The sequence below is a fragment of the Micromonospora polyrhachis genome (genome assembly GCF_014203835.1).
Lineage (GTDB): Bacteria > Actinomycetota > Actinomycetes > Mycobacteriales > Micromonosporaceae > Micromonospora_H > Micromonospora_H polyrhachis.
On the sequence record NZ_JACHJW010000001.1, the window covers coordinates 3,544,097 to 3,569,536 of the forward strand.

General features: G+C 67.9%; 24 protein-coding genes and 1 pseudogene. 13 read left to right on the forward strand and 12 right to left on the reverse strand.

Annotated features, from left to right (window positions below; genetic code table 11):
* Positions 1–28 precede the first annotated feature (28 nt).
* From FHR38_RS15390 to FHR38_RS15400, 3 genes are all read left to right on the forward strand, one after another.
* A complete protein-coding gene (locus FHR38_RS15390; protein ID WP_184535322.1) occupies positions 29–853 on the forward strand; it encodes an alpha/beta fold hydrolase in 825 nt (274 codons plus the stop codon).
* Positions 850–1,425 (forward strand): hypothetical protein, encoded by a 576-nt coding sequence (locus FHR38_RS15395; RefSeq protein ID WP_184535323.1) that lies wholly within the window; start codon positions 850–852, stop codon positions 1,423–1,425. Before FHR38_RS15390 ends, FHR38_RS15395 begins: the two co-directional genes overlap by 4 nt.
* 93 nt (positions 1,426–1,518) lie before the next feature.
* Entirely contained in the window at positions 1,519–2,634 is a 1,116-nt protein-coding gene (locus tag FHR38_RS15400) for a serine hydrolase domain-containing protein (protein ID WP_221449034.1), read from the forward strand.
* On the opposite strand, the gene FHR38_RS15405 is transcribed toward FHR38_RS15400, so the two are convergent.
* The 3 genes from FHR38_RS15405 to FHR38_RS15415 all read right to left on the reverse strand — a co-directional run bounded on the left by FHR38_RS15405 (position 2,631) and on the right by FHR38_RS15415 (position 6,469).
* Positions 2,631–4,778: an NACHT domain-containing protein gene (locus FHR38_RS15405; RefSeq protein ID WP_184535324.1), complete on the reverse strand. Its 2,148-nt coding sequence runs from the start codon at positions 4,776–4,778 to the stop codon at positions 2,631–2,633. The genes FHR38_RS15400 and FHR38_RS15405 overlap by 4 nt on opposite strands.
* A gap of 125 nt (positions 4,779–4,903) precedes the next feature.
* A complete protein-coding gene (locus tag FHR38_RS15410) occupies positions 4,904–5,449 on the reverse strand; it encodes a hypothetical protein (RefSeq protein ID WP_184535325.1) in 546 nt (181 codons plus the stop codon).
* Positions 5,450–5,602: 153 nt separating this feature from the next.
* Positions 5,603–6,469 carry a helix-turn-helix domain-containing protein gene (locus FHR38_RS15415; protein WP_184535326.1) on the reverse strand — a complete coding sequence of 289 codons (867 nt, stop codon included), beginning with the start codon at positions 6,467–6,469 and terminating at the stop codon, positions 5,603–5,605.
* 102 nt (positions 6,470–6,571) lie between these two features.
* On the opposite strand from FHR38_RS15415, the gene FHR38_RS15420 reads away from it, so the two are divergent.
* The gene (locus FHR38_RS15420; RefSeq protein ID WP_184535327.1) at positions 6,572–7,333 is read left to right on the forward strand and encodes an SDR family oxidoreductase; all 762 of its coding nucleotides are present in this window, start codon (positions 6,572–6,574) and stop codon (positions 7,331–7,333) included.
* On the opposite strand, the gene FHR38_RS15425 is transcribed toward FHR38_RS15420, so the two are convergent.
* Positions 7,317–8,081 carry a TetR/AcrR family transcriptional regulator gene (locus FHR38_RS15425; RefSeq protein ID WP_184535328.1) on the reverse strand — a complete coding sequence of 255 codons (765 nt, stop codon included), beginning with the start codon at positions 8,079–8,081 and terminating at the stop codon, positions 7,317–7,319. The genes FHR38_RS15420 and FHR38_RS15425 overlap by 17 nt on opposite strands.
* A gap of 99 nt (positions 8,082–8,180) precedes the next feature.
* On the opposite strand from FHR38_RS15425, the gene FHR38_RS15430 reads away from it, so the two are divergent.
* Positions 8,181–9,374, forward strand: coding sequence for an FAD-dependent monooxygenase (locus tag FHR38_RS15430; RefSeq protein WP_184535329.1), 1,194 nt, complete (start codon positions 8,181–8,183; stop codon positions 9,372–9,374).
* A gap of 28 nt (positions 9,375–9,402) precedes the next feature.
* On the opposite strand, the gene FHR38_RS15435 is transcribed toward FHR38_RS15430, so the two are convergent.
* Positions 9,403–9,993: an isochorismatase family protein gene (locus FHR38_RS15435; protein ID WP_184535330.1), complete on the reverse strand. Its 591-nt coding sequence runs from the start codon at positions 9,991–9,993 to the stop codon at positions 9,403–9,405.
* A gap of 232 nt (positions 9,994–10,225) precedes the next feature.
* Between FHR38_RS15435 and FHR38_RS15440 the strand changes: the two genes are divergently transcribed.
* Positions 10,226–11,407, forward strand: coding sequence for an IS701 family transposase (locus tag FHR38_RS15440; protein WP_184535331.1), 1,182 nt, complete (start codon positions 10,226–10,228; stop codon positions 11,405–11,407).
* Positions 11,408–11,545: 138 nt separating this feature from the next.
* Here the strand turns inward: FHR38_RS15440 and FHR38_RS15445 are convergent, their stop codons facing one another.
* Complete coding sequence (locus FHR38_RS15445) at positions 11,546–12,844, reverse strand: IS701 family transposase (RefSeq protein ID WP_446685674.1); 1,299 nt, start codon at positions 12,842–12,844, stop codon at positions 11,546–11,548.
* A gap of 55 nt (positions 12,845–12,899) precedes the next feature.
* Positions 12,900–14,183, reverse strand: coding sequence for an MFS transporter (locus tag FHR38_RS15450; protein ID WP_184535332.1), 1,284 nt, complete (start codon positions 14,181–14,183; stop codon positions 12,900–12,902).
* 129 nt (positions 14,184–14,312) lie between these two features.
* On the opposite strand from FHR38_RS15450, the gene FHR38_RS15455 reads away from it, so the two are divergent.
* The gene (locus FHR38_RS15455; protein WP_184535333.1) at positions 14,313–15,242 is read left to right on the forward strand and encodes a LysR family transcriptional regulator; all 930 of its coding nucleotides are present in this window, start codon (positions 14,313–14,315) and stop codon (positions 15,240–15,242) included.
* Between the two features lie 190 nt (positions 15,243–15,432).
* Here the strand turns inward: FHR38_RS15455 and FHR38_RS15460 are convergent, their stop codons facing one another.
* The 3 genes from FHR38_RS15460 to FHR38_RS15470 form a co-directional block, all read right to left on the reverse strand.
* Positions 15,433–17,112 (reverse strand): PH domain-containing protein, encoded by a 1,680-nt coding sequence (locus FHR38_RS15460; RefSeq protein WP_184535334.1) that lies wholly within the window; start codon positions 17,110–17,112, stop codon positions 15,433–15,435.
* The gene (locus FHR38_RS15465; RefSeq protein ID WP_184535335.1) at positions 17,109–17,606 is read right to left on the reverse strand and encodes a PH domain-containing protein; all 498 of its coding nucleotides are present in this window, start codon (positions 17,604–17,606) and stop codon (positions 17,109–17,111) included. The genes FHR38_RS15460 and FHR38_RS15465 overlap by 4 nt, the downstream gene beginning before the upstream one ends.
* Positions 17,607–17,732: 126 nt before the next feature.
* Positions 17,733–18,260: a winged helix-turn-helix domain-containing protein gene (locus FHR38_RS15470; protein ID WP_184535336.1), complete on the reverse strand. Its 528-nt coding sequence runs from the start codon at positions 18,258–18,260 to the stop codon at positions 17,733–17,735.
* Positions 18,261–18,324: 64 nt separating this feature from the next.
* On the opposite strand from FHR38_RS15470, the gene FHR38_RS15475 reads away from it, so the two are divergent.
* The 3 genes and pseudogenes from FHR38_RS15475 to FHR38_RS15485 all read left to right on the forward strand — a co-directional run bounded on the left by FHR38_RS15475 (position 18,325) and on the right by FHR38_RS15485 (position 21,737).
* Entirely contained in the window at positions 18,325–19,659 is a 1,335-nt protein-coding gene (locus tag FHR38_RS15475) for an MFS transporter (RefSeq protein WP_221449036.1), read from the forward strand.
* A 603-nt stretch (positions 19,660–20,262) separates the two neighbouring features.
* Positions 20,263–20,967 (forward strand): annotated as a pseudogene (locus FHR38_RS15480) (ABC transporter ATP-binding protein); the annotation flags it as partial.
* A 26-nt stretch (positions 20,968–20,993) separates the two neighbouring features.
* Positions 20,994–21,737, forward strand: coding sequence for an ABC transporter permease (locus tag FHR38_RS15485; protein WP_184535338.1), 744 nt, complete (start codon positions 20,994–20,996; stop codon positions 21,735–21,737).
* Positions 21,738–21,815: 78 nt separating this feature from the next.
* On the opposite strand, the gene FHR38_RS15490 is transcribed toward FHR38_RS15485, so the two are convergent.
* Positions 21,816–22,223 carry a VOC family protein gene (locus FHR38_RS15490; protein ID WP_184535339.1) on the reverse strand — a complete coding sequence of 136 codons (408 nt, stop codon included), beginning with the start codon at positions 22,221–22,223 and terminating at the stop codon, positions 21,816–21,818.
* Between the two features lie 40 nt (positions 22,224–22,263).
* Positions 22,264–22,581 carry a hypothetical protein gene (locus tag FHR38_RS15495; RefSeq protein WP_184535340.1) on the reverse strand — a complete coding sequence of 106 codons (318 nt, stop codon included), beginning with the start codon at positions 22,579–22,581 and terminating at the stop codon, positions 22,264–22,266.
* Between the two features lie 206 nt (positions 22,582–22,787).
* Between FHR38_RS15495 and FHR38_RS15500 the strand changes: the two genes are divergently transcribed.
* The 3 genes from FHR38_RS15500 (at position 22,788) to FHR38_RS15510 (ending at position 25,432) form a co-directional block, all read left to right on the forward strand.
* Positions 22,788–23,447, forward strand: a complete 660-nt coding sequence (locus tag FHR38_RS15500; protein ID WP_184539714.1) for a response regulator transcription factor — start codon at positions 22,788–22,790, stop codon at positions 23,445–23,447.
* Entirely contained in the window at positions 23,444–24,487 is a 1,044-nt protein-coding gene (locus FHR38_RS15505) for a sensor histidine kinase (RefSeq protein ID WP_184535341.1), read from the forward strand. Before FHR38_RS15500 ends, FHR38_RS15505 begins: the two co-directional genes overlap by 4 nt.
* A gap of 87 nt (positions 24,488–24,574) precedes the next feature.
* Positions 24,575–25,432, forward strand: coding sequence for a hypothetical protein (locus tag FHR38_RS15510; protein ID WP_184535342.1), 858 nt, complete (start codon positions 24,575–24,577; stop codon positions 25,430–25,432).
* Positions 25,433–25,440 lie beyond the last annotated feature (8 nt).

Genomic DNA, 25,440 nt, shown 5'->3' on the forward strand with positions numbered 1-25,440 from the left:
TTTGCGAATCGACCGTAGGACCTGAAGCATGGTTGAGGTCAATGCGAAGCTGAATGGGGTGCAGCAGGTGCAGGTAGGTCCAACACTGGTGCTGATCCACAGTCCGCTCGTCGGCCCCGGGAGCTGGCAGCCGGTCGCTGACGAACTACGGAAACTCGGCCACCGGGTCGTGGTGCCGTCGCTCGGTCCCCTCGCCGACGTCGAGCCGCCGTACTACCTCTCGGTAGCCGAGCAGGTGGCGGACGCCGTGTCGGTCGGATCGGACGACCGCCTGGTGCTGGTCGGGCACAGCGGGGCGGGGGCGCTGCTGCCGGCCATCGGAGCGGCCCTGGCGGGCCGGGCGGGACTGTCGGGTCGGGCGGGACTGTCGGGCCGACAGTGCCAGGCGTACGGCACCGTCTTCGTGGACGCGATGCTGCCGCACCCCGGCACCAGTTGGTTCGCGAACGCACCGACGGCTCTCGTCGGGCAGCTTCGCGACCTGGCCGTGGACAGGTGGTTGCCACCCTGGCACCAGTGGTTTCCGGCCGAGGTCATCCAGGCACTGCTGCCCGACGAGCAGATGCGGGCGGACTTCGTCGCCGAGCTTCGGCCACTACCCCTGGCGTACTTCGACGAACCTGCGCCGTCGGTGCCGCAATGGGTGCCGCAGCGGTGCGCCTATCTCCAGCTCAGCGAAGGGTACGACGCCGAAGCGGCGCAGGCTCAGCGTCAGGGCTGGACGGTGCGGCACGAGCGGGCTGACCACCTGGCACTGCTTACCCGACCCGCACGGATCGGTACGCTGCTTGACCGGTTGATCACAATGTTGCTGGACCCGGACCACCCAGCAGGTGACGAGGAGATCGAATGAGGCGAGCTGTCGTCCCGATTGCCCTGGCACTGTTGCTGGCGGGGGTCGCGGGATGTGCCGACGGGGGCGCGAAAACCGCCCCGGCCGACCCTGCCTCGCCGAGCGTTGCTGCCTCGCAGGTCGATCCGAAGGCCGTTACCGAGCACGGCGTCGGGCCGATCCGGATCGGGGCGCAGACCCAGCCGTTGGTGGACGAAGGCATCCTCAAGAAGGAGGCCGACGGGTTCTGCCCGCTCTCCTGGTCCGGAGTCGGGGAGTGGACGGGCATCTGGGTCCTGCCCGACGATTCCGGGAGCCGGATAGCGCAGGTCTACATCACCGCGCCAGCGAAGTTGGCCACCATCGAGGGGATCCGGGTCGGCAGCCCGGAGGCCAGCTTGACCGAGGCGTACGGCGAAAGCCTCCGGCGCTACACGTCGACCATCTACGCCGAGTCGCAGTTCGACTTCGTCGACCACGAGTCCGCCTCGATCGCGTTCTACGTCGACCCGACCGGCAACGTCAAGCAGATCATGGTCGGGAACGCGGGGCTGCTGGAGATGGCCGCGGAGTACGCCGAGCCGACCTGCTGAGGTTTTCCACAGCCCGCAGAGTGCGGTGTGGACGTGCGAGGTGTGCGGTCGACGTCATGTTCCCGGCCCGCGCCGGTTCCTACCGTCTTCTGCATGATCAAACGAAGGAAAGTGCTGGCCGGGCTGCTGCTGGCGGCCACCATGATCGGAATGTCCAGCGGTCCGGCCAGCGCCGGGTCAGTGAGCGTGCCGGGGGCGGAACTTCAGGCCGGGTTGACCGGGATGGTGGCCGCCGAGTCGGCGAGTGCCGCGCTGCTGCGCGTACAGGATGGGCGGGATGGCTGGGCCGGTGCCGCCGGGGTGACCGACCTGGTGTCGGGCCGACCGGCGCGGGCCGACGGTTACTTCCGGATCGGCAGTGCCACGAAGACCTTCGTGGCGACGGTGGTCGTGCAACTGGTCGACGAGGGCCGGCTGTCGCTGGACGATCCGATCGCCCGCCACCTGCCGGGAGTTGTGCCGAACGGCGAGGCGATCACCGTACGGCAGATTCTCAACCACACCAGCGGGCTGTACGACTACGCGCACGAGGCCGGCTATTCGACGAACCGGTGGCGGGGTGCGGAGCGGTTCCGCACCTACCGGCCCACGGAACTGCTGGCCGTCGCCTTCGCGCACGAGCCGTACTTCCCACCCGGCGAGGGTTGGCGCTATTCGAATACCAACTACATCGTCGCCGGGCTGCTCATCGAGCGGCTGACCGGCCGCAGCTACGGAGTCGAGATCCAGCGTCGTATCCTGCGTCCGCTCGGTCTGTGGCAGACCAGCGTCCCGGGTACCGAGGCGGGGCTGCCCGAACCGCACGCCCACGGTTACACCCTGGTCGACGGCGAGTACGTCGACGCCACCCGGATGAACCCGTCCCTCGACTGGGCGGCCGGTGAGATGATCTCGACGACCGCCGACCTGAACCGGTTCTTCGCCGCACTGATCGGCGGCCGGCTCACCAGCGCGGCCGGGCTCGCGGCGATGCGGACCACCGTCGAGACCGGCACGATCTTCCGGTACGGCCTCGGCCTGCAACAGTTCGACCTGCCCTGCGGCATGAGCGTCTTTGGCCATGGCGGCGAACTGCTCGGCTACCTGACCTACGCGATGGCCTCCGATGCTGGCCGTCAGGTGACGCTCTCCTACAACCCGTACGTCACCAAGCCGACCATGGAGACCCTGGTCGGGATCTTCAGCACGGCCTACTGCCCGGCCGGTTAGCCGGTTCGGTCCGGGGTAGCGGACCCGGCCTGGGGCAGACCCTCCCGGGCCGGGTTCCACCGATCGGCGAAGAAGTCGAGCAGTTCCCGGTGCACGAAGATGTAGCCGTCTCCGACGTTACGGAGGAAGAGGCACTGCACGGCGTACTCCAGGAACGGCAGCATCGGATAGGGCACCACGCCCTGGCGGGCCAGCCGACGGCGTACCAACCACTGCTCCGTGATCGGGGCGAGGGCGACCAGGATCAGCAGGAACACCGCCGAACTGGTACCCATCAGCGCTCCGAAACGAACGGCCTCGGCGGCCGTGCCGGGCCAGGCCACGGCGAGCCCGGCGATGGTTCCGGTGACCAGACCGAGGACCGGGGCGACCCGTACGGCGAACCGGAGCCGGTGACGCAGCGCCGGACTCGGCACCTCACGTCGTACGACGATGGTCGGGTGGCTCCTGAAGTACATTTCGAAGATCGCGGTGGCGGTGACGCCCAGGCTGACCAGAGCCGCGGCCAGGAATCCGAGTCCGTAGGCGATTCCGATCGCCACGCCGCGCCCGGCGTCGGTGCCGGTACGGATACTGGTCGCGGTGGTGAAGGCGGCGCCCACCGCGAGCGCGGACAGCCCGCTGACCGGGACGGGCTCGGCCTCGTTGTAGACGGCTCGGAGGTCGCTCCAGAATTTTCCGAACCAGTCGACCCCGTAGCTGCGGACGTTTTCCCGTCTGACGGCGGAGGAGATGGCGCGCAGGTCGTCGTACTGGATCATGGACATTCCGGTCGCCGTCACGGCACCGACCGCGGCGCCGGCGAGCGCGCCCGGCCAGCCGAGGAGGAACCAGCCTGCCGCACCGAGGAGAAGCGTCGTCCCGAGGCTGGTGATCCAGCGGGCGATGGTGTCGGCGGTCGTGATGCGGAAATGGCGCGGCGACCAGGTTTCGGCGATTCGGTCCAACACGAAGACGCTCTGCCCGTCGGTACGGAGCTGGTAGGCGAGTGCCGCCAGATATCTCGCCGTCTGGTCGGGAGGGTGCCGAGGATTCGTCCGCTGTCGAAGCATGGCTTGCACGTAGTGGGTGAACAGACGTCGTCGGCCGGACGGCGCTTCACCTCCGTCCGGATCGCCTGCCGGCTCCGGATCGCCTGCCGGCTCCGGGCCGTCGGCGTACGCCAGGGCCATGATGCTCAACAGCAGCGGTGAGTCGGCGAACTCCCACAGCTCGGTGTCGACGGCGAGTGCCGAGCGGAGTCCGGCGAGCGCGGTGCCGGCCCGGTCGAGGAACTGCTCGATCTGTGGCCGGGTCAGTGGCTGGATGCGCACCGTGCCGTAGACCGGGACCTGCTGACTGAGCTGGGCGTATTCGACTGTCCGGCAGCAGAAGGCGATCGGGGTGAGTGGTTGCTGACGGTGGAACTCGGTGATCGCGGCAGCACACCGGTTGCGGTGTTCGGCGGCTACCTCGTCCAGACCGTCGAGCAGCGGCAGGATCTCACCCGCCATCACCCAGTGGGTCGCCTGATCTGCCGGCACGCCGTATCGCTCGGTCAACTGCTCGACGAGCCACTGGGCGATGGGTCGGCGGTAGATCGCCCACGACGAAAGGTTGACCACGACCGGGATGGGGGCCGCCGGATCGCGGTCGGCCAGGTTCAGCAGATCTCGGGCAAGTTCCAGGAGCATCGTCGTCTTGCCCGCGCCGGGTTCGCCGAGGATCACCATGGCCTGGTCGAGTTGGGTGAACACGCTGCCCATGGCGACGCCGTCGGTAAGCACGAGCGGAGTGCCGTTGGCCTGCTCGGCCAGTACGTCCCACGGGTGCCGCTGTGTGTCTGCCGTCGCCGTCAGGCCCAGTTCGATCCGAACCTCGTTGTAGAGCGAGCGTTCCAGGACGTTGGTGACCCAGTAGCGGCGTACCCGGCCGAGCAGGACCTGCCGGGCCCGGTCCGGTGAGGTCATCGGGACCGGTCGTTTCTCCTGGTTACGGGCGACCTCAAGCACGACGAGCGTCACGATCAGCGCGACGAGCAGCGGCCAGGCCAACCACAGGTACGGTTCCCAGGAATCGGGTAGCGCGCCGGTGGCGACGTTGGTGGCCACCCCGAGTAGCGCCACGCAGATCACTGACAGGACGACCGTCGTGACGCGATGCATGCGTCGTCTCTACCGTGTGGCCTGACTCGGCACAAGACCCGGATCCGGGCGTGCTCATCGCACCTGGCCGACCGCATCGGGCCGCATCGGGCCGTATTGGGCCGCCTCGGGCCGCGTGGTGCTCGTCAGCAGGTGCCGAAGCCCTCGTCGAACAGTTTGCGGGCGTAGTCGGTGTAGCCGGCCACGGTCTTCCGCACGATCTGGCCATCGTGCAGGAAGAGGTAGGACCGGTCGCCTTCGCTGACCAGCAGCCCGTCGAACCGGTATGTCCCCTGTGGAGCGTCCAGCGACGTCAGCGCCGGATAGGTGGCCTGCACCTGACGCACGGACGTGCCGCTGGTGACCCCCTCCGGGGTGTGCATCGACGGATCGGCCCACAGCAGGACGAGGCGGTCGTCGGCGAAGATCGGTCCCACCGTCGTCATGCCGGCCAGGCTTGGCCCGCATGACGCGATCGGCGGCGTCAGCAGGCCGCGCCTGGCCAACTCCTGTTCGGTGTCGCCGAATTCGATGCCGCCCAGCCCGTCGAGGTGTACGACGTCCGGCCCGTACGCCGCCCTCTCTGGTGGCTGGCTGGATGCCGTCTTGCCCGGTGTACGAGTTGGGCCGCTGAGCGACGCGACGGTCGCGATCAGCAGCCCCATGATCGGCAGTAGTTTGCTCAGTTTCATGTTGCTTCCCCCGGCTACCCAACGCCGCTGGCCGCAGAAGGTTGCGCCAGATTTCCACATCCTGTGGATAGGACATGTGTACGACCGACGAGGTTACGGCCTGCCCGAGCCCAGCTGGCCCGGTGGGAGGCGTCCGAGGTGAGCGTCCCGTCGCTATCCGGTGACGTCGGTGCCGATGTCGGCCGGTCGCTGGTTGGTGCCTGCCAGCCCGGAGGCGACCAGCGTGTTCAACAGGGCCAGTGCATCGACCCCCGGCGAGTCGGGGACGGCGCGGTATATGCATAGTGTCTGTTCGTCGCGGGTCAGGGTGAGGACGTCGGGTTCCAGCTCGAACGTTCCGGCCAGCCGGTGGCGGAACGTCTTGCGGCGCGTTACCCCGGCCGTCACGTCATGACGGGACCACAGGGCCGCGAACTCCCCGGAGGCGACAGTCAACTCGTCGATCAGCTCTGCCAGTTCGCCGTGGGTCTCGCGCGCGGCGGACAGCCGACGCAGGTGGGCGACAAGCTCGGCTGCGACCGCATCCCAATTGGGGTAGAGCTGTCGGGTCTCGGGTAGGAGGAAGATCCTGCGTGCCATGTTGCGCTCGCCGTCGTCGCTGAGGGCCAGCAGCGCCGCGCCGAGCGGTGTCCAGGCCAGTGCGTCGAGCGCGCGTCCGAGGACTATCGCCGGCAGATCGTCAAGTCGGCTGAGGAGGTCCAACGTTCCGGCAGCCACGACCTCTCGCGGTCGGCGACGGATGATCATGTGCGCCGATCGCTGGGCCAGCCGTAGCAGGTGCTCGCGCTCGGTGCCATCAAGGCGTAGCACGCGGGCCAGCGCGGCGAGCACCTGCTGCGAGGGCCTGACCCGGCCCTGCTCGATGCGGGTGTAGTAGTCGGAGCTGACGCCAGCCAGCAAGGCAAGCTCATCTCGGCGTAGGCCCGCCACCCGCCGGGTCCCTCCGGACATCAGCCCCAGGTCGGAAGGCTGTGCGCGGTCACGGCGAGCACGCAGAAAGTCTCCCAGCTCAGAGGCCATGGAGCCATGGTCCCAGAGATCTTCTTAAGTACGGTAGGCACAGCGAACCTAGGAAGATTCCGCGGATGGTTCACCCGTCGACCGGCGCGCAAACTCGACGCCATGACGACGACTACCGCCTCGCTGGCCGGACGGGTGGCGCTGGTTACCGGCGCTGCGTCCGGCATCGGTGCCGCCACCGCTCGACGCCTCGCCGCCGCCGGAGCCCGGGTGGCACTCGTGGCTCGCCGCGGTGACCGGCTGCATGCCCTGGCCGACGAGATCGGTGAACGGGCTCTGCCTGTGCCGGCTGACATCACGCAGTCCGCTGCGATTCACACGCTCGCCGAACAGGTCGCCGCACGACTCGGCACCGTCGACCTGCTGGTGAACAATGCTGCGGTCATGCTGCCGAATCCCCTGACCGAGGGGCGTGACGACGAATGGCGGCACATGCTCGGTCTCAATGTGGGCGCGTTGCTCCAGGTGACCCGTGCGCTGCTGCCCGGCCTGCTCTCCGTAGCCGCAGACGGTCGGGCTACGGACATCGTGAACGTCTCCAGCACCGGCGCTGATGTCCGCGCGCCCGCCTTCGCCGTGTACGGCGCGACGAAGGCCGCCGTGACCTACCTGTCGGGGGCCATCCGCGTCGAGCTGGCGTCTACCGGCCTACGGGTCACCGACATCAAGCCGGGCGGCGTCGCCACGGAACTGTTCGAGCACGCCACGCATCCCGGCATCCGTGAGAAGCTGGTCACCGCAGGTCGGCGGATGAGACTGCTCGACGCTGACGACGTGGCGGACGCGATCGTCTACGCCGTCACGCGTCCACCGCACGTGTGCCTGTCCCAACTCACCGTCATGCCAGTCAACCAAGCCCAGTAGGACGAGGGGGCGGTCCGCTTCGATCGGGGCCGTGGTCGGCCTCGATCGAACCGGTTGGGCGGATGGGCCACCGCCGCTCGCTGGTCAGTAGGTCCAGGCCGTCGAGGATGCGGTCCAAGCCGAAGTCGAACGCCTGGTTCTGTGCACCCTCGTCGGAGGCGGAGGCCATCGTGGCGGTCAGTGCGGGGAAGCGTTCTCCGTGCTGGCTCAGCAGTTCGCCGATCATCGTGATCAGCTGGGTTTCGGGCTTCCGGTTCGCCCCGGCCTGCTGGGCGATCATCCGTACGTGCCCGGTGAGCAGGGCCAGCGCGTCTAAGCGCTCGCTCCCGGTCAGTTCAGTAGTGGCGAGTAGTGTCACGCCGCGCTCCATCCAGCCCAGTTCATTGGGGCCGATGGCGCGAGGGCCGACGGTGGCCTCCAGTGCCCAGGGGTGTCGCAGGTAGCCGGCCAGAAGCTGGTGCGCCCAATTCTTCAGGCCGCCTCGCCAGCTGGCGGTGTCGAGGGCCGGTGGCTCCCCAATTGCCCGTTCGACCATCGCCGCCACGAGTTCGGCCTTGCCGGGTACGTACCGGTAGAGGGACATCTTGGTGAAGGCGAGGTCGGCTGCGACCCGCTGCATGGAGACTGCGGCCAACCCTTCGCGGTCGGCGATCGCGATGGCGGCGTCGGTGATGACTTCGAGGGTGAGTGCCGGCTTGGGGCCCCGGGTGGGCTGGGCGCGACTGACCCACAGGAATTCGATCGTCATCTGCACCTCAACCCAAGGGCTTGCCAGCCGCCGAAACCGTCTCTACCGTACACAATATTAATCGTGTCCGGTGGACACAGTTCCTGTCTTGGGGAGATCATGAAGAACACGACGGTGCTCATCTCCGGCGCGAGCATTGCCGGTCCCGCCTTGGCCTACTGGCTGGGCCGGTACGGCTTCCAACCGACCGTGGTCGAGATCGCGCCAGCGCTGCGCGACGGCGGCAACGCCGTCGACTTCCGGGGGAAGACCCATCTGGGTGTGCTGGACCATCTGGGTGTGCTGGACCACCTGCGGGCGGTGCAGACCGGCGGTACGGTCATGCGCTTCGTCGACGAGCAGGGCCGAAAACTGATGGAGATACCCGCCGAGTTCGCCGGAGGTGACATCGAGGTACTGCGCTTCGACCTGTCCCGGGTGCTCTACGAACACAGCCAGCACACCACCGAATACCTCTTCGGCGACAGCATCGCCGCGATGACCGACACCTCGCAGGGCGTACACGTCACCTTCGCCAGTGGTGCCCAGCGCACCTTCGACCTGGTCGTCGGGGCGGACGGCGTGCACTCGAACGTACGGCGACTGACCTTCGGGCCGGAAGAGCAGTTCGTCAGCTACCTCGGCTACTACGTGGCGACCTGGGCGCTACCCCACCCGCCCGGGCTGGACAGCGGATCGCTGCACTACAACGTGCCCGGCAAGATGGCCAGCGTCGGCCGCGACCACCGAGACCCGTCCCGGGCCGGCGCGTTCGTCGCCTTCGCCTCACCCAAACTCGAATACGACCGGCACGACCTGGACCAGCAGCGCCAGATCCTCCACGGGGTCTTCGCCGGCCTGGGATGGGAGGTGCCCCGACTGCTCGCAGCCCTGCGTGGGGCACCCGACATCTACTTCGATTCGATCTGCCGGGTCGACATCTCGCCGTGGTCCAAGGGGCGGATCGTGCTGCTCGGCGACGCCGCAGCCGGTGCCACCATCGGCGGCATGGGCAACGGCACCGCGATCCTGGCCGCGTACGCGTTGGCTGGCGAACTGGCGATGGCCCGAGGCGACCACACCGTCGCGTACGCCCGCTACGAGAACCTGCTGCGCGACTTCGCCCGACGGTGTCAGAAGGGTGGTGACACCACCGGTCGGTTCCTCGCCCCACGCAGCGGCTGGGGGATGCGGCTGCGTAACAGGGTGCTCAACCAGAAGCTGTTCATGAACATGATGCTCAGGACGACTGAGGACCGCACCAATGACATCGACCTGCCGGACTATCCCCACCTGTTCGCCGCGCTGGTGTGACTGGGCCTGGTAGTCGCGGCTCGTGAGGTCACGAGGTGTGGGCCTTGGCGAGCATTTCCACGATCTCGGTAGTGGAGCCGGTCTGGCCGAGAAGCGGGAAGATCCGTTGAATGCTGTTGTGGTGGGCCGCCAGGTCCAGGTCCGCCATTGCGTCCGTCGCGAGTGTGACGTGATAGCCGTGTTCGTACGCGGCGCGGGCGGTCGACTCCACGCCGATGCTGGTGGTGAGCCCGGCCAGCACGATCTGTGTGACGCTACGGCGGCGCAGTTGGAGGTCGAGATCGGTGCCGTGGAAGGCGCCCCAGGTGCGCTTGGTCACGATGATGTCGTCGGGGTGGCCGGTGAGGTCGTCGACGATTGCATCCCAACCTTCGGGCGGTAGGGAGCCGGGCTGGGCCGGGATCTCGTTGCGGCCCGGTGTGACGTCCGATCCGTCCGCGCGGGCCGTGACCCGGACCAGGATGACCGGGGCGCGGTGTTCGTGGAAGGCGTGGGCCAGTTCGACCGCCCGGGCCACCACCTCTGGGCCGGTGTACGGGACGGTGGGGGCGCTGACGATGGCGTTCTGCAGGTCGATGATGACCAGCGCGCTGGACTGGTCGAGTGCGGTGACAGTCATGGATTGTGGCTTTCTGTATCGGCGGCTCGGCTGTGGTGCCTCACCTGTGGCTGGGGGCTAGTACTCCAGCCGCAGTTGCCTCATCTGAGGTTTCAGCAGCTCATCGCCATGATCGATGTCGGAGTTGACTCGACCACGCAGCTGCGCATGTCGATGCTATCGGTCGGTGGTTCGCGTGGTCGCACTGTCTGTCTGTTGTGGCCAGTCGCAGTGCGGGCAAGCTCCCGTGCTTGTGTTGATCGATGAGATTGTGGGCTGGCGGGCGGGTCTGGATGATCTGCTGGCGCGGTTCGCGCACCGGTTTGGGCGGGCGGAGCCGCGCCGGCAGGCGCTGACCTACGTGGTCGGGTTGTTGTCACCCCTGGCCAGCAAGAACGGCTGGACCCTGGCCGAGGCCGCCGGCGACGCGACGCCGGATCGGATGCAGCGGCTGCTCAACCGGTCGGCGTGGGACCCGGATGCGGTCCGCGATGACCTGTTCGCCTACGTGTCCGAGCACCTCGGCGACGACGACGGGGTGCTGATCGTCGACGAGACCGGGTTCCTGAAGAAGGGCATCAAGTCGGCCGGGGTGCAGCGTCAGTACTCGGGCACAGCCGGGCGGACGGAGAATTGCCAGCTCGGGGTGTTCCTGGCCTATGCCAGCCCGGCCGGGCGCACGCTGATCGACCGGGAGTTGTATCTGCCCCGTGGCTGGTGCGACGACCCCGCCCGCCGCGAGGAAGCCGGCATCGCGGCCAGCGTCGGGTTCGCCACGAAGCCCGCGCTGGGGCTGCGAATGCTCGAACGCGCCATCACCGCCGGCTTGCCAGCGAGATGGGTCACCGCGGACGAGGCCTACGGACAGGACTCCAAGTTCCGGACCTGGCTGCAGCAGCGGCGCATCGGATACGTCCTGGCCGTGCCCCGCAACCAGCGGGTCCCGACCACGGTGGGCAGCTCCCGCCCGGACGTCCTCGCCGCCGCCGCGCCGGCCCCGGCGTGGAAGCGGCGCAGTTGCGGCGACGGCGCCAAGGGACCGCGGCTCTATGACTGGGCCGTGGCCTCCCTGCCCGACACCGACGACAGCTACGGCCACTGGCTGTTGATCCGACGCAGCATCACCGACCCCACGGACCTGGCCTACTACCTGTGCTTCGGCCCCGCAGGCACCCAAGACGAGCAGCTGATCCGCATTGCCGGAACCCGTTGGGCGATCGAGGAGTGCTTCCAGACCGCCAAGACTGAGGCCGGCCTCGATCACTATCAGGTGCGTCGGTACGGCGCCTGGTACCGGCACATAACCCTGGTTATGGTGGCCCACGCCTTCCTCGCCGTCACCGCCGCAGGCGCGGAAAAGGGGGCTCCGAATCCGAACGGGACGGCCTCATCCCTCTTACCCTGGGCGAGATCCGCCGTCTCCTGGCACACCTAACCACCAACACCCGACCCTTCGACCACACCCATCGATGGTCACGATGGCGACGCCGACACCAGTACCGCGCCAAAGTCAGCCACTACCAGCGAAGACTCCGATTCCAGCAAGTGCTGCTGGAGTACTAGTACTCCAACGTCACTTCGCCTGTCTGTGCTGGTAGTGGGATCGTCGGGCTCGGGCTTGCGATGTTCGCCGCCAGATCGACCAGCGCAGGGTGTGTGCTGGCGGTAGCGATACGGCGAGGACGAAAACGTTGAGGAGTCGGCGGATCTCGGGGACGGTCAACGCGATGAGCTCCGGATTGGCGTCGGACTGTTGCGCGGTGGCGGCGAGGATGGTCAGGACGGCCAAGGCGAGCATGGTCAGGGTGATGTGGCGGTGCCAGCCGGTCCAGCCGCGGACCTGGTAGTGGTCCAGGCCGACCTGCCCTTTGCCGGTCTGGAACAGTTCCTCGATGCTCCAACGGGAGCCGGCTACTCGTACAAGGGTGTGTAGCGGCACCGGGTGGGGCGTCCAGCACAGGTAGAAGGCCAGCTCACCGGTGGTGCGGTTGCGGCGGATGAGTAACCACCGATGCTCACCCTGGTTGGTGGCGGTGGTGATCCACGCCCACAGGTAGTCACGGGGACCTTTCGCCCCTGGCCCGCAACTGTGTAGCTGCCACTGGCTGGTGGGGATCCGTTCGGCGAGATCGTCGACGCGGACCAGGGTGCGGCCGTCGTTGACCGCCACGCGTCGGTCGCAGCCGACCGCCAGGACATAGCCGATTGCGCGGTGTTCCAGGTCAGCGCGTAGGCCGGGGTCGGCGCCGTAAACCTCGTCGCCGGTCACCCAGCCAGCCGGAACACCAGCGTCCAACGCGGCCGTGATCATCTGCCGGGCCAGGGTAGGTTTCGTAGCGAACCAGACCTCTCCCTCGGGGACACCAGCGGCGGCGAGACGGTCCGGCCGGTCACACCAGGTTGTCTCGGGTAGGTAGAGCCTGCGGTCGATCATCGCCCGCGTGGCAGGCGTCACGTAGGCCAGAAACACCCCGACCTGGCTGTTCTCCACCCGGCCGGCGGTGCCGGTGTACTGCCGCTGCACCCCGACCGAACACACGCCCTTCTTCAGGAACCCCGTCTCGTCGACGACCAGGACCGCATCGGGGTGTCCGAGATGCTCCACCAGCCAATCCCGCACGTCATCACGCACGGCGTCTGCGTCCCACACCGCCGTACGCAGCAGCCGCTGCATCGCCTGCGGATCAGCGTGACCAGCCCGTTCCGCCAACGACCAGCAGGTCTTACGTTCCACGTCCGACAGCAGCCCTTCCACGAACTGCCCGGCCGTCTGGCGTGGCTCCGCCCGCACGAACCGGCCCGCGACACGCGCCTTCGCCTCGTCCAGAATGACCCGCCACCCGGCAGGGTCTACGCTATGGCCCACGGCCACCGCACGATCTTCGATTGTCCTCACAAACCATCGATGATCTACGCGGTGGCCGTCCTCATACCCACGCCACGCCCAACGCCAAAGCCAAGTGACGTTGGAGTACTAGTTCGTGCTTACGGTCTGGGACAAGTGTGGGAGCCGGGCGGCGGGGTAGCAGCAGCGGGCTGGTGAGGATGAGCAGTCCCGCGACCACGAGCGCGGTGCGTGTGCTGGTGGCGGCGGCGAGCAGGCCGACGAGCGCGGTGAGGATGGCGATGGAGGCGCTGCTGCTGATCGACCAGGCCGACAGGGTACGGGCGATGCGGTCCTTGGGGGTGTGTTCCAGTCGATAGGTGGCGAGTACCGGGTTGTACAGGCTCATGCTGATGATGATCGCGAGCTCGACCGCGATCACCGTCGCGAGACCGGTGACGCCGGGCTGGACGAAGGCGAGGCCGATCAGCCAGACCGCGCGCAGGGTGCCGACCGTACGAAGGATCCGGTGTTGGCCGTACCGGGCCACGACCCGAGGGGCCAGGCGTGAGCCGATGAGCCCGCCGACACAGGGCACGGCGAAGGCGAGGCCGTACTGCCAGGGTGGGAATCCGAGTTCGCGGAGCAGGAGCACGGCCAACAGCGGGTCGGAGGCCATGATCAGCCCGCTGACGAGCAGCTGGTTGAGATAGAGCGCCCGCAGGCCGGGGTGGCTCAGGAGGTGCCGCCAGCCGTCGAACAGCTCACCGGCCCGGATCCGGTGCTTGTCGGTGCGTTGCGGGCGTTCTTCTCGGCCGCGAATCGCCTTGATGCCCAGCGCGGAGAGCAGGTAGCTGAGCGCGTCGACCACGATGGTGGCGACCGGCCCGAACACGCCGACCGCGGCGCCACCCAGCGGTGGCCCGATTGCAGTGGCGCTCCACATCGTCGACTCGAACCTCGCGTTGGCCACGAGCAGGTCAGCCGGTCGGACGAGAGCCTTGAGGTAGGCGCCGCTGGCCGCGTTGAAGGCGATCTTGGCGGCGGCGATCGCGGCCGAGACGACCAGCAACTGCACGAAACCGAGCCGGCCGAGGGCGTACGCGACGGGGATCGTGAGCATGGCCGCGAACCGGGCCAGGTCCATCACGATCATCACCGGCCGCTTGCGATGGAACTCCACCCACGGCCCGAGCGGCAACGCGATCAACGCGCCCACCGCCGGCCCCACCGCTGACAGCGCGGACACCTGGGCGGGGCTGGCATCCAACGCCAGTACGGCGATCAACGGCAGGGCACCGAACCCCAGCCCGGAACCGTAGGCGCTGACCGCGTACGCCGCCCATAGCCATCCGAACCGCCGACCCAGGGATCGTCTCGCGGCCAAGCCCCACACCTCCCGCCTTGAACAACTCGCCGTTGACCGCTGTGATCAAAGCAAGGGCGAAGAGGGCTAATCAAACAACTGAACCGGCGGCGAGGCACAACCAATCGTTGTGGGAGTACGGTTTGTTCCGTGGATCTCGACGCCGTGCGTACCTTCGTCGCCGTTGCGGATGCCGGCCAGTTCCAGGACGCCGCCGGCACGCTGTCGATCACCCAGCAGGCCGTGTCCAAGCGCATCGCCGCGCTGGAGAAAGACCTGGAGGTACGGCTCTTCACCCGCACCGCTCGCGGTGCCCAACTCACGATCGACGGCCAGGCATTCCTGCCGCACGCCCGGGAACTGCTCCGGGTCGAGGCACGCGCCGACGCTTCCGTACGCCCCGGTCGACGCGCCCTCCGCGTCGACGTCCACAGTCGCCGTACCGCGCCAGCGGTGCTGTTGCAGGACTTCCACCGTACGTACCCGCGGATCGAGCTGGATGTCGTCACTCTCGACGCCGACGTCCATGCCGCAACCGCCGCCGTCGAGGTGGGGACGGTCGACGCCACCTTCCACGCCGTCACCGTCCCCGCGCGCCAACTGCCCAGTGCGATCAGGACGGCCCGCGTGATCGACGAGCACCACGAACTCCTCGTTGGGCCACGCCATGCGCTCGCCAACGCCCGCGCCATCACGCCCGCGCAACTCGCCGAACACCGCATCTGGATGCCCGGCATGGCCGCCGGGACCGAATGGGCCGCCTACTACGACGAACTCGCCGCCGCGTTCGGCCTCACCATCGACGTGGTCGGTCCGGTCTTCGGAAACGAGGCGCTACTGGCTGAGATCGCCGACTCCTCGGAACTGGCGACGTTGGCCGGCGAACGTACCCGATATCTGTGGCCGGACAGCTACGACCTGCGGCGCATACCGGTACGCGACCCGGCACCGATCTACCCGATGTCACTGATCTGGCGTGATGACAACCCACATCCCGCGCTCGGCAAACTTCGCGACCATCTCAGCTCCCGACGGCTGGAGGCACCCGACGAGGAGGTGTGGCTGCCGAAGTGGGCATAGCGTCCAGTCCTGGTGCACCCGACGGTCTCTGCACTGGGATGAACGTTCACACCTGCATCCACAGCCTGCGTCCACAGCCTGCATCCACAGCCTGCGTCCACAGCCTGTGGATAGAACGTGTGTACGAGCGGCTGGGCCGCGTGTCGACTCCCTGATCCCTGTCCGGCCTTCCCGGAGACGGATGTGAGTGTCAGCGCGGGGAAGGGCTGTCGACGCCCGCGCTGACCTGCGCCGTCGGTTCGGGGAGTCGCTCCAGGAACGGTGCCAGCAGACCAGGTACGGCAGCGTCCGCGAAGTCGAGGATCGTGTGGGCGTCGGCGTCGATTACGGCGTAGTGGCCCCGACCGGCGGCCGTCGTCGCGTCAAGCGTCATCAGCCCGAGTCGGCGCTGGAACACCGACTGGCTGATCCGCCAGCCGATGATGCCCGCCCGGTCGAGGTAGACCGTCGACCGCCGGACGCTGCCCTGACGGGCGACCAGATGCTTGCCCTCCAGCGCGTGCCCGAGAGCAGCGTAGGCGTCGACAGCCAGCCAACCAGCCCCGATGGCCAGCAGAGCCGCAACGATGACGATGACCGAGCTCCAGAACGTCGGCATCGACCACAGTAGGTGCGCCAGCGCCACTACGGTCGCGATGACGAGCGCCACCACCCCGGCCCAGCGCAGCCGACGAGTCCGGGCTGTACGGGGATGCCCGACCAGCTCAGCGCTGCCCAGTGGGCCACGCACGGCTGCTGCGGCGGCGAGGATCACGTCGCGGGGTGCAGCCGGCACCAGTGTGCTCAGGTCACTGCCGGGCTCGTCCGTCTTCAGCCCGATCGCGATGACGTCCAACCGGGCCGCGCTGGCGGACCGGATTCCAATCGGCTCCACGATCTCGATGCCCCGGATCCGCTGTTCCTCCAGGCTCAGCGACCGGGCGACCAGCAGGCCCCGCTGCACCCGCAGGGTGCCGCCGGGCTCGCGGTCCAATCGATGGTTCCAGTACGCCTCGGCCTGCACAGCGAGGCTTCCGATCGCCCCTGCGACGACGAACGCGACGACCCCTATCCCGAACACCCGCCATGGTCCGTACCGGTCGACCAGGTCCGCCACGATCTCGACCGGCAGCCCACCTCGGCCGAACCAGTCCGACAACTGGAAGATGCCGCCGACGAGGGCCGCCGCCAGCAGGGGCGTACCGAACGACAGCGGGCCGTACCGTACCCAGGAGGTTTTCCAGGTAGTTAGGCGCTGCTCGTTGGTCGTACCGTCGTTGACCGTGCTGCGTCGGAGCAGTTCGGCCCGCAGCCGTTCACCCTCGGCCCGACCGACCGGGTCGAGGACCAGCGACTGCTCGGTGGACGAGCCGGATCCGCTGCCGGTCTCACCCGTGCCGACCTTGACGTTGACCAGGCCGAACGCGCGGAGCAGCGGGTGCGCACTCAGGTCGACCGACCGAATCCGCTCCAGGGCGAACGACCGGTGCCGTTTGAACAGGAGCCCCGAGTTCATCTCCAGGCGCCCCTCGGTCATCCGGTAGCGCGTGACCCGCAGGCGGAGCGCGTCGAATGCGGTAACGGCCGCTGTCAGCAGGGCAGTGGCCGGCAGGACCCAGGCGAGGGCGATCGTCCACGAGGTGGCGGACGCGACCCCGATGACCGTTGGCACGCCGGCCGAGAATGCGCCGCCAGCCGTGAGCAGGGCAGTGACCTTCAGACTGTCGCGATGCAGGGGCAACCAGTGTGGATCGTCCTCGACTGCCGCTCTGCTGTCGGCCGCCTTTGCTGCGCGGTCGGGCACCTTGGTCGCCTTGGCTGCGCGGTCGGGCACCTCGGCTGCCGCAGCGATGCCGGATGCCTCGTCGGCGGGAACCTTTTCCGCGGTCATGTCGCGTCCCCGGGCGTCGTGCCGGTGAGCCGGGTCAGCTCTTCGGCCAGCGTGGTCGCCATCTCCGCATCGAGGCCTTCGAGTTTCACCGCGCCGGCGGCCGATGCTGTGGTCACCACCACCGTCGACAACCCGAATGCCCGCTGGACCGGACCGCGAGTGGTGTCGACGGTCTGGATGCGTGACATGGGTGCGATCCGCCAGGTCTGCCAGAAGTAACCGGTGAGTGTGTAGACCGCATCATCGGTGATTTCCCACCGGTGCACCCGGTGCCACCACACCGGCAGCGCGATGGTGGCCGCCAGGCCGATCGTCGCCACCACGGCAGCGGGCAACAACAGCCAGGTCCGGGCCGGCTCGATCAGTACGCCGAGCACGGCGAGCGGCACGACGACCGGGGTGGTCAACAACGCGAGTTGGGTGCGCCACCAGCCGACACACCGTGGATCGAACCGGTGTCGGGGCGGGCGCAACCTCGTGCCGGTGACTGTCATGTCCACACGGTATCGGCGTCACTCCAGCGCCTGTCTGTGGCGGCTTCGGCCACCGGTCAGTGGAGCCACCGTCAGTGGAGTCACCGGTCAGTAAAGCCACCGGTCAGTGGAGCCGCCCGCCAACGGTCATGCTCTGCTCGACTGGGCCGGTGTCGGCTCGTCGAGCAGGAAGGCCATCAGGGTGGTGCCGACACGTACCGTGCCGGGGGCGTGTGGCACCTGCGCGGCGTCGTGCAGGTCGGCCATCAGCGCCGCCAGCCGCTGCCGTACGTCGTCCCAGACCTCGGGGGCCACCCACAGTTCCGCGTCGGTGGTGACCCCGGCGGTGGCGCGAGTCCGGCGGGCGGCGCGTTCCCGCAGGTTGTGGGCGAGGGATTCGGCCACCAGCGGTGTACCGACCTGCTCGTCGGAGAGCGGGGTGCCGCGTACCGTGCGATAGCGCCGCTCTCGCCCGCCGCGATGGGCCCGGACCTCGACGAGTTCGACGAAGCCAGCGGTGTCGAGCTTGCGGAGATGCTGGCTGGCCAGGGCATGGGAGATGTCGAGTTCACGGGCCAGTTCGGCGGCGGACAGTGGCGCGCTCCACATCAACGACAGCATGCGCAGCCGTACGGGGTGGGCCATGGCCCGGAGTCGGGGGTCCGTCGCGGTCACGTCGGTCAGTAAACCCCAGAACGGTGCCCGGATGGCAACCCCCAAGCATTGACTAGGGGGTTGAATGGCGGCAGGATCGGCCGCAGCCGGGAGCGTCGTCGGCTGCCGGTCGATCGGGGAGAAGACCATGGCCTGGGGTACGGTCCGCGTCCTGCGGGACCGCAACAGCGGGCTCTATCTGGGCGGGGTGCTGGTCTCCGGGTTCGGCACCGCAGCCATGCTCCTGGCCGCCGGGGTGTGGGTGAAGTCGTTGACCGGGTCGAGCAGCCTCGCCGCCCTGGTCACCTTCTGCGTGTGGGCACCCACGTTGGTCGGGCCGGCGATCGGCGTGCTGGCCGACCGGGTACGCCGCCGGCCGCTGCTGATCGCCACCAACGCCACCCTGGCCGCCATGCTGCTGGTGCTGCTCAGCGTCGATTCCGCCGACCGCGTCTGGATCCTCTTCGCCATCATGGTCGTCTACGGGGTCGGCATGGTTCTCGCCGATGCGGCCGAGGCGGCCATCGTCACCACCATCGTGCCGGGCAACCTGCTCGGCGACTTCAACGGACTGCGGATGACCGTCAACGAGGGGATGAAACTGGTAGCCCCGCTGGCCGGGGCAGGACTCCTTGCCCAGTTCGGCAGCACACCGGTGGTGCTGCTCAACACCGGCACGTTCGTCCTCGCCGCCCTCACCTTTTCGCTGCTGCGGATGCCAGAGAAGCGGCCGGAGCGGCAGGTCGGCAACTGGACTCGGCAGATCATCGAGGGCGTCCGCTTCGTACGACACCAGCCCGTCGTACGGCATCTGGTGTTCTGTGCCGCCGTCACGATGCTGCTGGCCGGCCTGAATGGCGCGGTGATCTACGCCGTGGTCGACGACGGTCTGCACCGTTCACCGGCCTTCGTGGGGGTGCTCTACGCGGTGCAGGGTGTCGGCTCCACGATCAGCGGACTGGCCACCGGACCGCTGCTCCGCCGGATTCCCGAACGGATCTTCGCCGCCGCCGGCATTCTGTTGTTCGCCCTCGGGATCGGCCTGCGCGCAATCCCGTCGACCAGCGTCGCCCTCGCGACCAGCTTCGCCATCGGTCTCGGTCTGCCCTGTGTGCTGATCGCCACCCTGACCGCTGTCCAGCGGGAAACCCCTGGTCAGCTCATCGGTCGAGTGTCAGCCACCGCGAACACGCTCATCTTCGCGCCGAACACGGTGGCGCTCGCGATCGGTGCCGGCCTGATCGCCGTTATCGATTATCGCCCGTTGCTCGTTGCCATGGGTGTCGCCGGTCTCCTTGTGGCCGGCTACTGCCTCCGTCGTGGCGGTGGCCCCGCCAGCCCGTCCGAGCCGCCCGCTGGCGCTCCCGAGGATGTCTCGGCTGCGGCCCCGGTCCCGCAAGCCGCGCCGCAGGTGGCGTAAGCAACCCCTCGTCCGTCACTGGAACACCAGGTACGTCATTCGCTTTGGTTGACGTACCTGGTGTTCCAGTGACGGGGTGGGGTCATGTTGGTGGTGTCAGGTTGGTGGTGTGGTGGCGGAGGACGTCGCAGAGTACGCGGAGTTCGATGCAGGGTGGGTGGTATTCGCTGGTGGGCCAGGTGCATTCGGGGGCGTGTCCGGTGATCCAGACGGATATGTCGGTGGCGCTGTCGGCGTGGACTTTGGCGACGATGAGTACGACCTGGCGGTCGATGTCGAAGGTGGTTTCGTCGGGGTGGTACCACTCCTCGCTGCCGAGGGTGAAGCAGGGTGCCGGGTGGGTGGGATGTGGGGTAGGTCGGGTTTGGGCATCGCTTGTCTCCGGGTGTTGCGTGGTGGTCGCTGCGGGTGCGGGTGGATGGCCGATACGAGTTGGTCTATCGGATGCCGGTCGACTGACACAACTGCGGGCGCCAAGGTGCTTCCTGCCTGGGCAAGCTCTCTGCCTGGGGCGAGGTACCGACCGGGGGTGGAGCTGGATACACCCCTGTCGGGCGGCTGAGCCCATTCTGTGCGGGCCTCGCAATTTCTACCGTCGTTGGTATGTCAGTCATCGAGGTGACGAACCTGCAGAAGCGCTACGGCGACCACGTGGCCGTAGCGGATGTGTCGTTCAGCGTGGACGAGGGCGAAATTTTCGGGATCGTAGGCCCGAACGGTGCCGGCAAGACGACCACCGTGGAGTGCATCGAGGGAATCCGTTCCCCGGACGCGGGATCCGTACGGGTGCTGGGGCTCGACCCGAGTCGGGACCGTACCGCGCTGCGCCAGAAGCTGGGCATCCAACTTCAGGAGAGCCAACTACCGGACCAGCTCAAGGTGTGGGAGGCGCTCGACCTGTACAGCTCGTTCTATCCGAATCCGGCCGACTGGCGGGAACTGATGGATGAGCTGGGCCTGACCCCGAAGCGCAACACGGTGTTCAGGAAGCTCTCCGGCGGCCAGAAGCAGCGGCTGTCGATCGCGTTGGCCCTGGTCGGTAACCCCTCGGTGGCGATCCTCGACGAGTTGACCACGGGGCTCGACCCGCAGGCACGGCGCGACACATGGGAGCTGATCCAGCAGGTACGGGCGCGCGGCGTCACGGTCGTACTGGTGACCCACTTCATGGACGAGGCGGAGCGCCTGTGTGACCGGTTGGCGGTTGTCCGGGCTGGCCAGCTCGTCACCGTCGACACCCCCGGCAACCTGATCGCCGAGGCCCGGGTGCCCGGTGTCGAACGTCCCACCCTCGAAGACGCGATTCTCGCCCTCACCTCTCCCCGGAGCCTCTGATGACCGGCCTGACCAAGATGATCAACGTCGAAACGAAGCTGTACCTCCGGGAACCGCTCGCAGCGTTCTTCGGCATCGCGTTTCCGGCCCTGCTGATCCTGGTGCTCGGCCTGGCCATGCCAGGGATGATGGATCCACTGGAGGGCATGGGTGGCAAGCGTGGCATTGATGTCTACCTGCCGATCACCCTGACGTTGGCCATCGCGACAGTAGCGATGGTGACGCTGCTGGGCGTGCTGGCTACCTATCGCGAGCGGGGAGTGCTCCGTCGACTGTCGACCACTCCGGTCTCGCCAATGACGCTGCTCGGTGCGCAGGTGATCGTGAACGCCGGCGCGCTTTTGGTCGGCAGCGGTCTGGCCTGGCTGGTGGCGGCAATCGTCTTCGATGTCTCGCCCCCCGAAAATGTGGTCGGCTTCGTGCTGGCGTTCACCCTCGGGTCTTTTGCCATGTGCTCCCTCGCCCTGCTGGTGGTGGCCGTGACGCCGAGTGCCCGGGCATCGTCGGGGATCGGCTCGCTGATCTACTACCCGATGATGTTCTTTGCCGGAGTGTGGACGCCGGGGCCGCTGATGCCCGACCTGGCAAAGAAGATCGGCGACTTCACCCCGCTGGGTGCCACCTCCCAGGCCCTGCAGGACGCGTGGACGGGTTCGTGGCCGACGCCGCTGCATCTGGTCGTGATGGTGGCGTTCACCGTGGTGCTGGGTGGGCTCGCGGCCCGCTACCTCCGCTGGGAGTGATCACCGGTAACGGACGACCGATGGGAGCCCGGCCGGGCGACAGACCCGGGCCGGGCTCGACCATGCTGTCTCCACCGGTCAGCTGTCCACGTAAAGGCAGAAGGGGTGCCCGGCCGGGTCCAGTAACACCCGTACGTTGTCCTGTGGCTGATGGTCGGCTTCTCGTGCGCCGAGATCGAGCGCGTGGGCGACCGCGGCGGCGAGGTCACTGACCTCGAAGTCGAGGTGCATCATCATCTGCTGGGTGCCCTCGGCGGGCGGCCACACCGGCGGCACGTAGCCGACCGCGGTCTGGCAGGCCAGGTAGGTCACTCCCTCGGCCGGTGTGACGATGGCCCAGTTTTCGTCATCCTGCACGATCCGCCAGCCGAGCAAGGTGGCGTAGAACCGAGCCAACGCCAACCCGTTGGGTGCGTCGAGCACCACGCCCCAGGAGTCGCGCCGAGGCTGCTCCGGCGAACCTTGCCCCTCCACACGTCCACGCATGGAAATATGGTGCCACCTGCCGGGCAGCGTCGATGCGACGCTAGGCGATTCGGCGGACGAACCGGAGCGCCGGTCGATCTTCCAGGGTCGTCTCACCGGCGGGTGAGAATCCGGTACGGCGGAGCACCTTGAGTGAGGCCGTGTTGTCGACAGTCGCCGATGCGCGCTCCACAAGCAGGTGGCAGTGACAACTACCGGTGGCCTGCTCGGCCAACAGCGAGCGATGCCGGGTGTCGAAGTCGCTGAAGTAGTTGTCACCCCGGTCCGGGATCGAGGCGGCAAAGTAGGCGCGATTCTCCCGTTCGAAGGCGAGTAGGGCTGGACCGTGGTCGAGGCTAAGACGTTCCAGTGCCGGCACGGTGGTAACCGTAGCTGCGCCTGCGGCGCGGTCAACGGCCATGGTGGCTGACCGACGTTCCTACCCCCGGGCGAACAGGCTCGCGCCAGGTTCGCGAGCGCGGGTGCGACGGCAGCCTCAGCGACAAGCGTCACCGCCGTTGGGTGCTTACGAGATCTTTAGGCTGCTGGTGTGAAGCTGTAGCGGGCAGCTAAGAGGTGATCAAGGTGCGAGTGCTGGTCGCGGATGACGAGCAGGTTCTGGCGGACACGGTCGCGGAGGGTCTGCGGCAGTTTGCGATGGCGGTGGATGTGGTGTACGACGGGGCGGCTGCTCTGGAGCGGGCCACTGTCAACAGCTACGACGTTGCGGTGCTGGACCGGGACATGCCGGGCTTGACCGGGGACGACGTGTGCCGGCGGATGCTGGACTTGGAGTCGGGCACTCGGGTGCTGCTGCTCACCGCCGCAGCCGGGATTCGAGATCGGGTCGAAGGGCTCGGGTTGGGTGCGGACGACTACTTGACCAAGCCGTTCGCGTTCGCCGAACTGGCGGCGCGGGTGCAGGCTCTGGGCCGCCGGGCCGGGCGGGCGGCGAAGCCGGTCCTGGAGTGCGACGGCATCGTGCTGGACACCGCCCGGCACGTGGTGACCCGCGACGGGCTGCCGTTGGCGCTGTCACCCAAGGAGTTTGCGGTCCTGCTGGTGCTGATGCGTGCCGACGGTGCCGTGGTCAGTGCGGAGGATCTGCTGGAGCAGGCGTGGGACGAGCATGCCGACCCGTTCACCAATTCGGTGCGAGTGACCGTGATGACGTTACGCAAGAAGCTCGGCTACCCTCCGGTGATCCACACGGTGCCGAGAGTCGGCTACCGCCTAGAGACATGAGGCTCAGCTCGCCGCGCTGGCGGATGCTGTTGCTCGGCGCGGTCGCCGTCGTGGCCGGATACCTGGTGCCGGAGTTGGCGACCTGGACTGTCGATCGGCTTCGCATGGCCGGTGCCTTCGAATGCACGAGTTCTTGGTGGTGCCAGTACGTCGATTCCCCCAGGCGCTACTACCAATTGACACTCGTGGTACTTGTCCTGGTCTATCTGGGCCTGTTCTTCTGGGCGATGCGCTGGGCGATGCGGCCGCTGCGTGACGTGGCGACAGCGCTCGCGAGTATCGGTCCGCAGAACTTCGGCCATCGGCTCGCGGCCAGCCGGCGCAGCGGCGAGATGATCGTGCTGGCCCGGGCGGTCAACGACATGCTGGACCGGCTGGCGGCCGGTTACGAGGCCCAGCGGCGGTTCGCCGCTGACGCCTCACACGAGCTGCGCACCCCGCTGGCGGTGCAGCGCACCCTCATCGAGGTCGGCCTGGCCGGGCGGCCCAGCCCGGAGAAGCTTGAGGTGCTCACCGAGCAGCTGCTGGCGGCCAACGAGCGGAACGTCAGGTTGATCGAAGCGCTGCTTGTGCTCGCCGAGAGCGACCGAGGGTTGGTCAGCCGCTCGGAGCTGCGCCTGGACATGATCGTCGGTCGGATGATCGAGGACCATCGGGTGCCTGCGGCCGACGCTGGGTTGACGATCACCAGCCTGCTGCAGCCACGGACCGTGGTGGGGGAGCAGGCGCTGCTGGAACGTCTCGTCACCAACCTCCTTCAGAACGCGATCAAGTACAACCGGCCGGGCGGCATGATCGACGTGCGGGTCGGTGACCGGCCGGCACTTGTCGTGGTCAACACCGGTGACGACGTGCCAGTGGAGGCGGTTACCGGGCTCTTCGAGCCGTTCCGGCGGCTCGCCGGGTCCCGGATCGGTCGCTCCGGTGGGGTCGGTCTCGGACTGACCATCGTCCGGTCGATCGTGCAGGCCCACGACGGCACTGTCGCGTGTTTCTCGACCGGGCACGACGGCCTGCGTTTCGAGATCACCCTGCCGTAAAGAAACGGTAAGTGTCGCACTTACGTTCCCGGAACGTCCCGACCGGCAGAGTCCCCGGTGTCCTTTCGAATTACACCGGGAGAGAAATTGCGACGCGTACTGATGTCCGCCGCCGTGGCCGCGGCTGGCCTGTCCCTGCTCGCCGGCTGCGGCGGCACCGACGAGACGCCAGCGGCCGGCACGGCGAAGGGCCCCGAGAAGACGCAGAACGTCGCCGACGAGGAGACGGCCAAGCGGCAGAAGGCCGAGAACCTGCTCGCCGACTGCATGAAGAAGAAGGGCTTCCAGTACGTCCCACGCACGCTGGAGGTGAACCGGAGCCGTACCGACGACTTCACCGGTGCCAGTTCGCTGCTCCAGCCCGCTGACACGGTCCGCCCGCTGCGGGAAAAGTACGGGTTCGCGATTTTCGCGGAGGCCGTCTACCCCGGCGATCCGGTTATCACCCGGCCGGATCCGAACCCGGATGCCAACCCGAACAACAAGATCTACGGGGAACTGAGCGCGGCGCAACAGAAGGCGTACGACGAGGCCCTGGGCACCGACGGCAAGAGCGGCAAGAAGATTCCCGGCTGCGCGGACGAGGCGTACGGAGCGACCTTCGGAAACAGCGGCTCCGGTGACGCCGCGGCGGCCAGCAGGGAGTGGGACAAGTTCCGCAGCGACCCGAAGGTGGTCGCTGCGGCCCAGAAGTACGGCGACTGCCTGCGCGGCAGGGGCTACCGGATCACCAGCAGCGAGCCGGGCCTGATCGAGCAGGCCGCGGCCGAGACCGTACTCGCCCGGATGCCCGCCGGAGGAGTGGCCTCGATGAGTGTCGAGAAGGCCAAGGCCGAGCTGGTGAAGGAGGTCAAGGCGGCTCTGGACGACCTGGACTGCCGCGGTGACTACGCGGAGATCGTCCGGACGAAGTACCCCAAGGTCGTTCAGGGCGGCGCGGGCTGAACATGCGT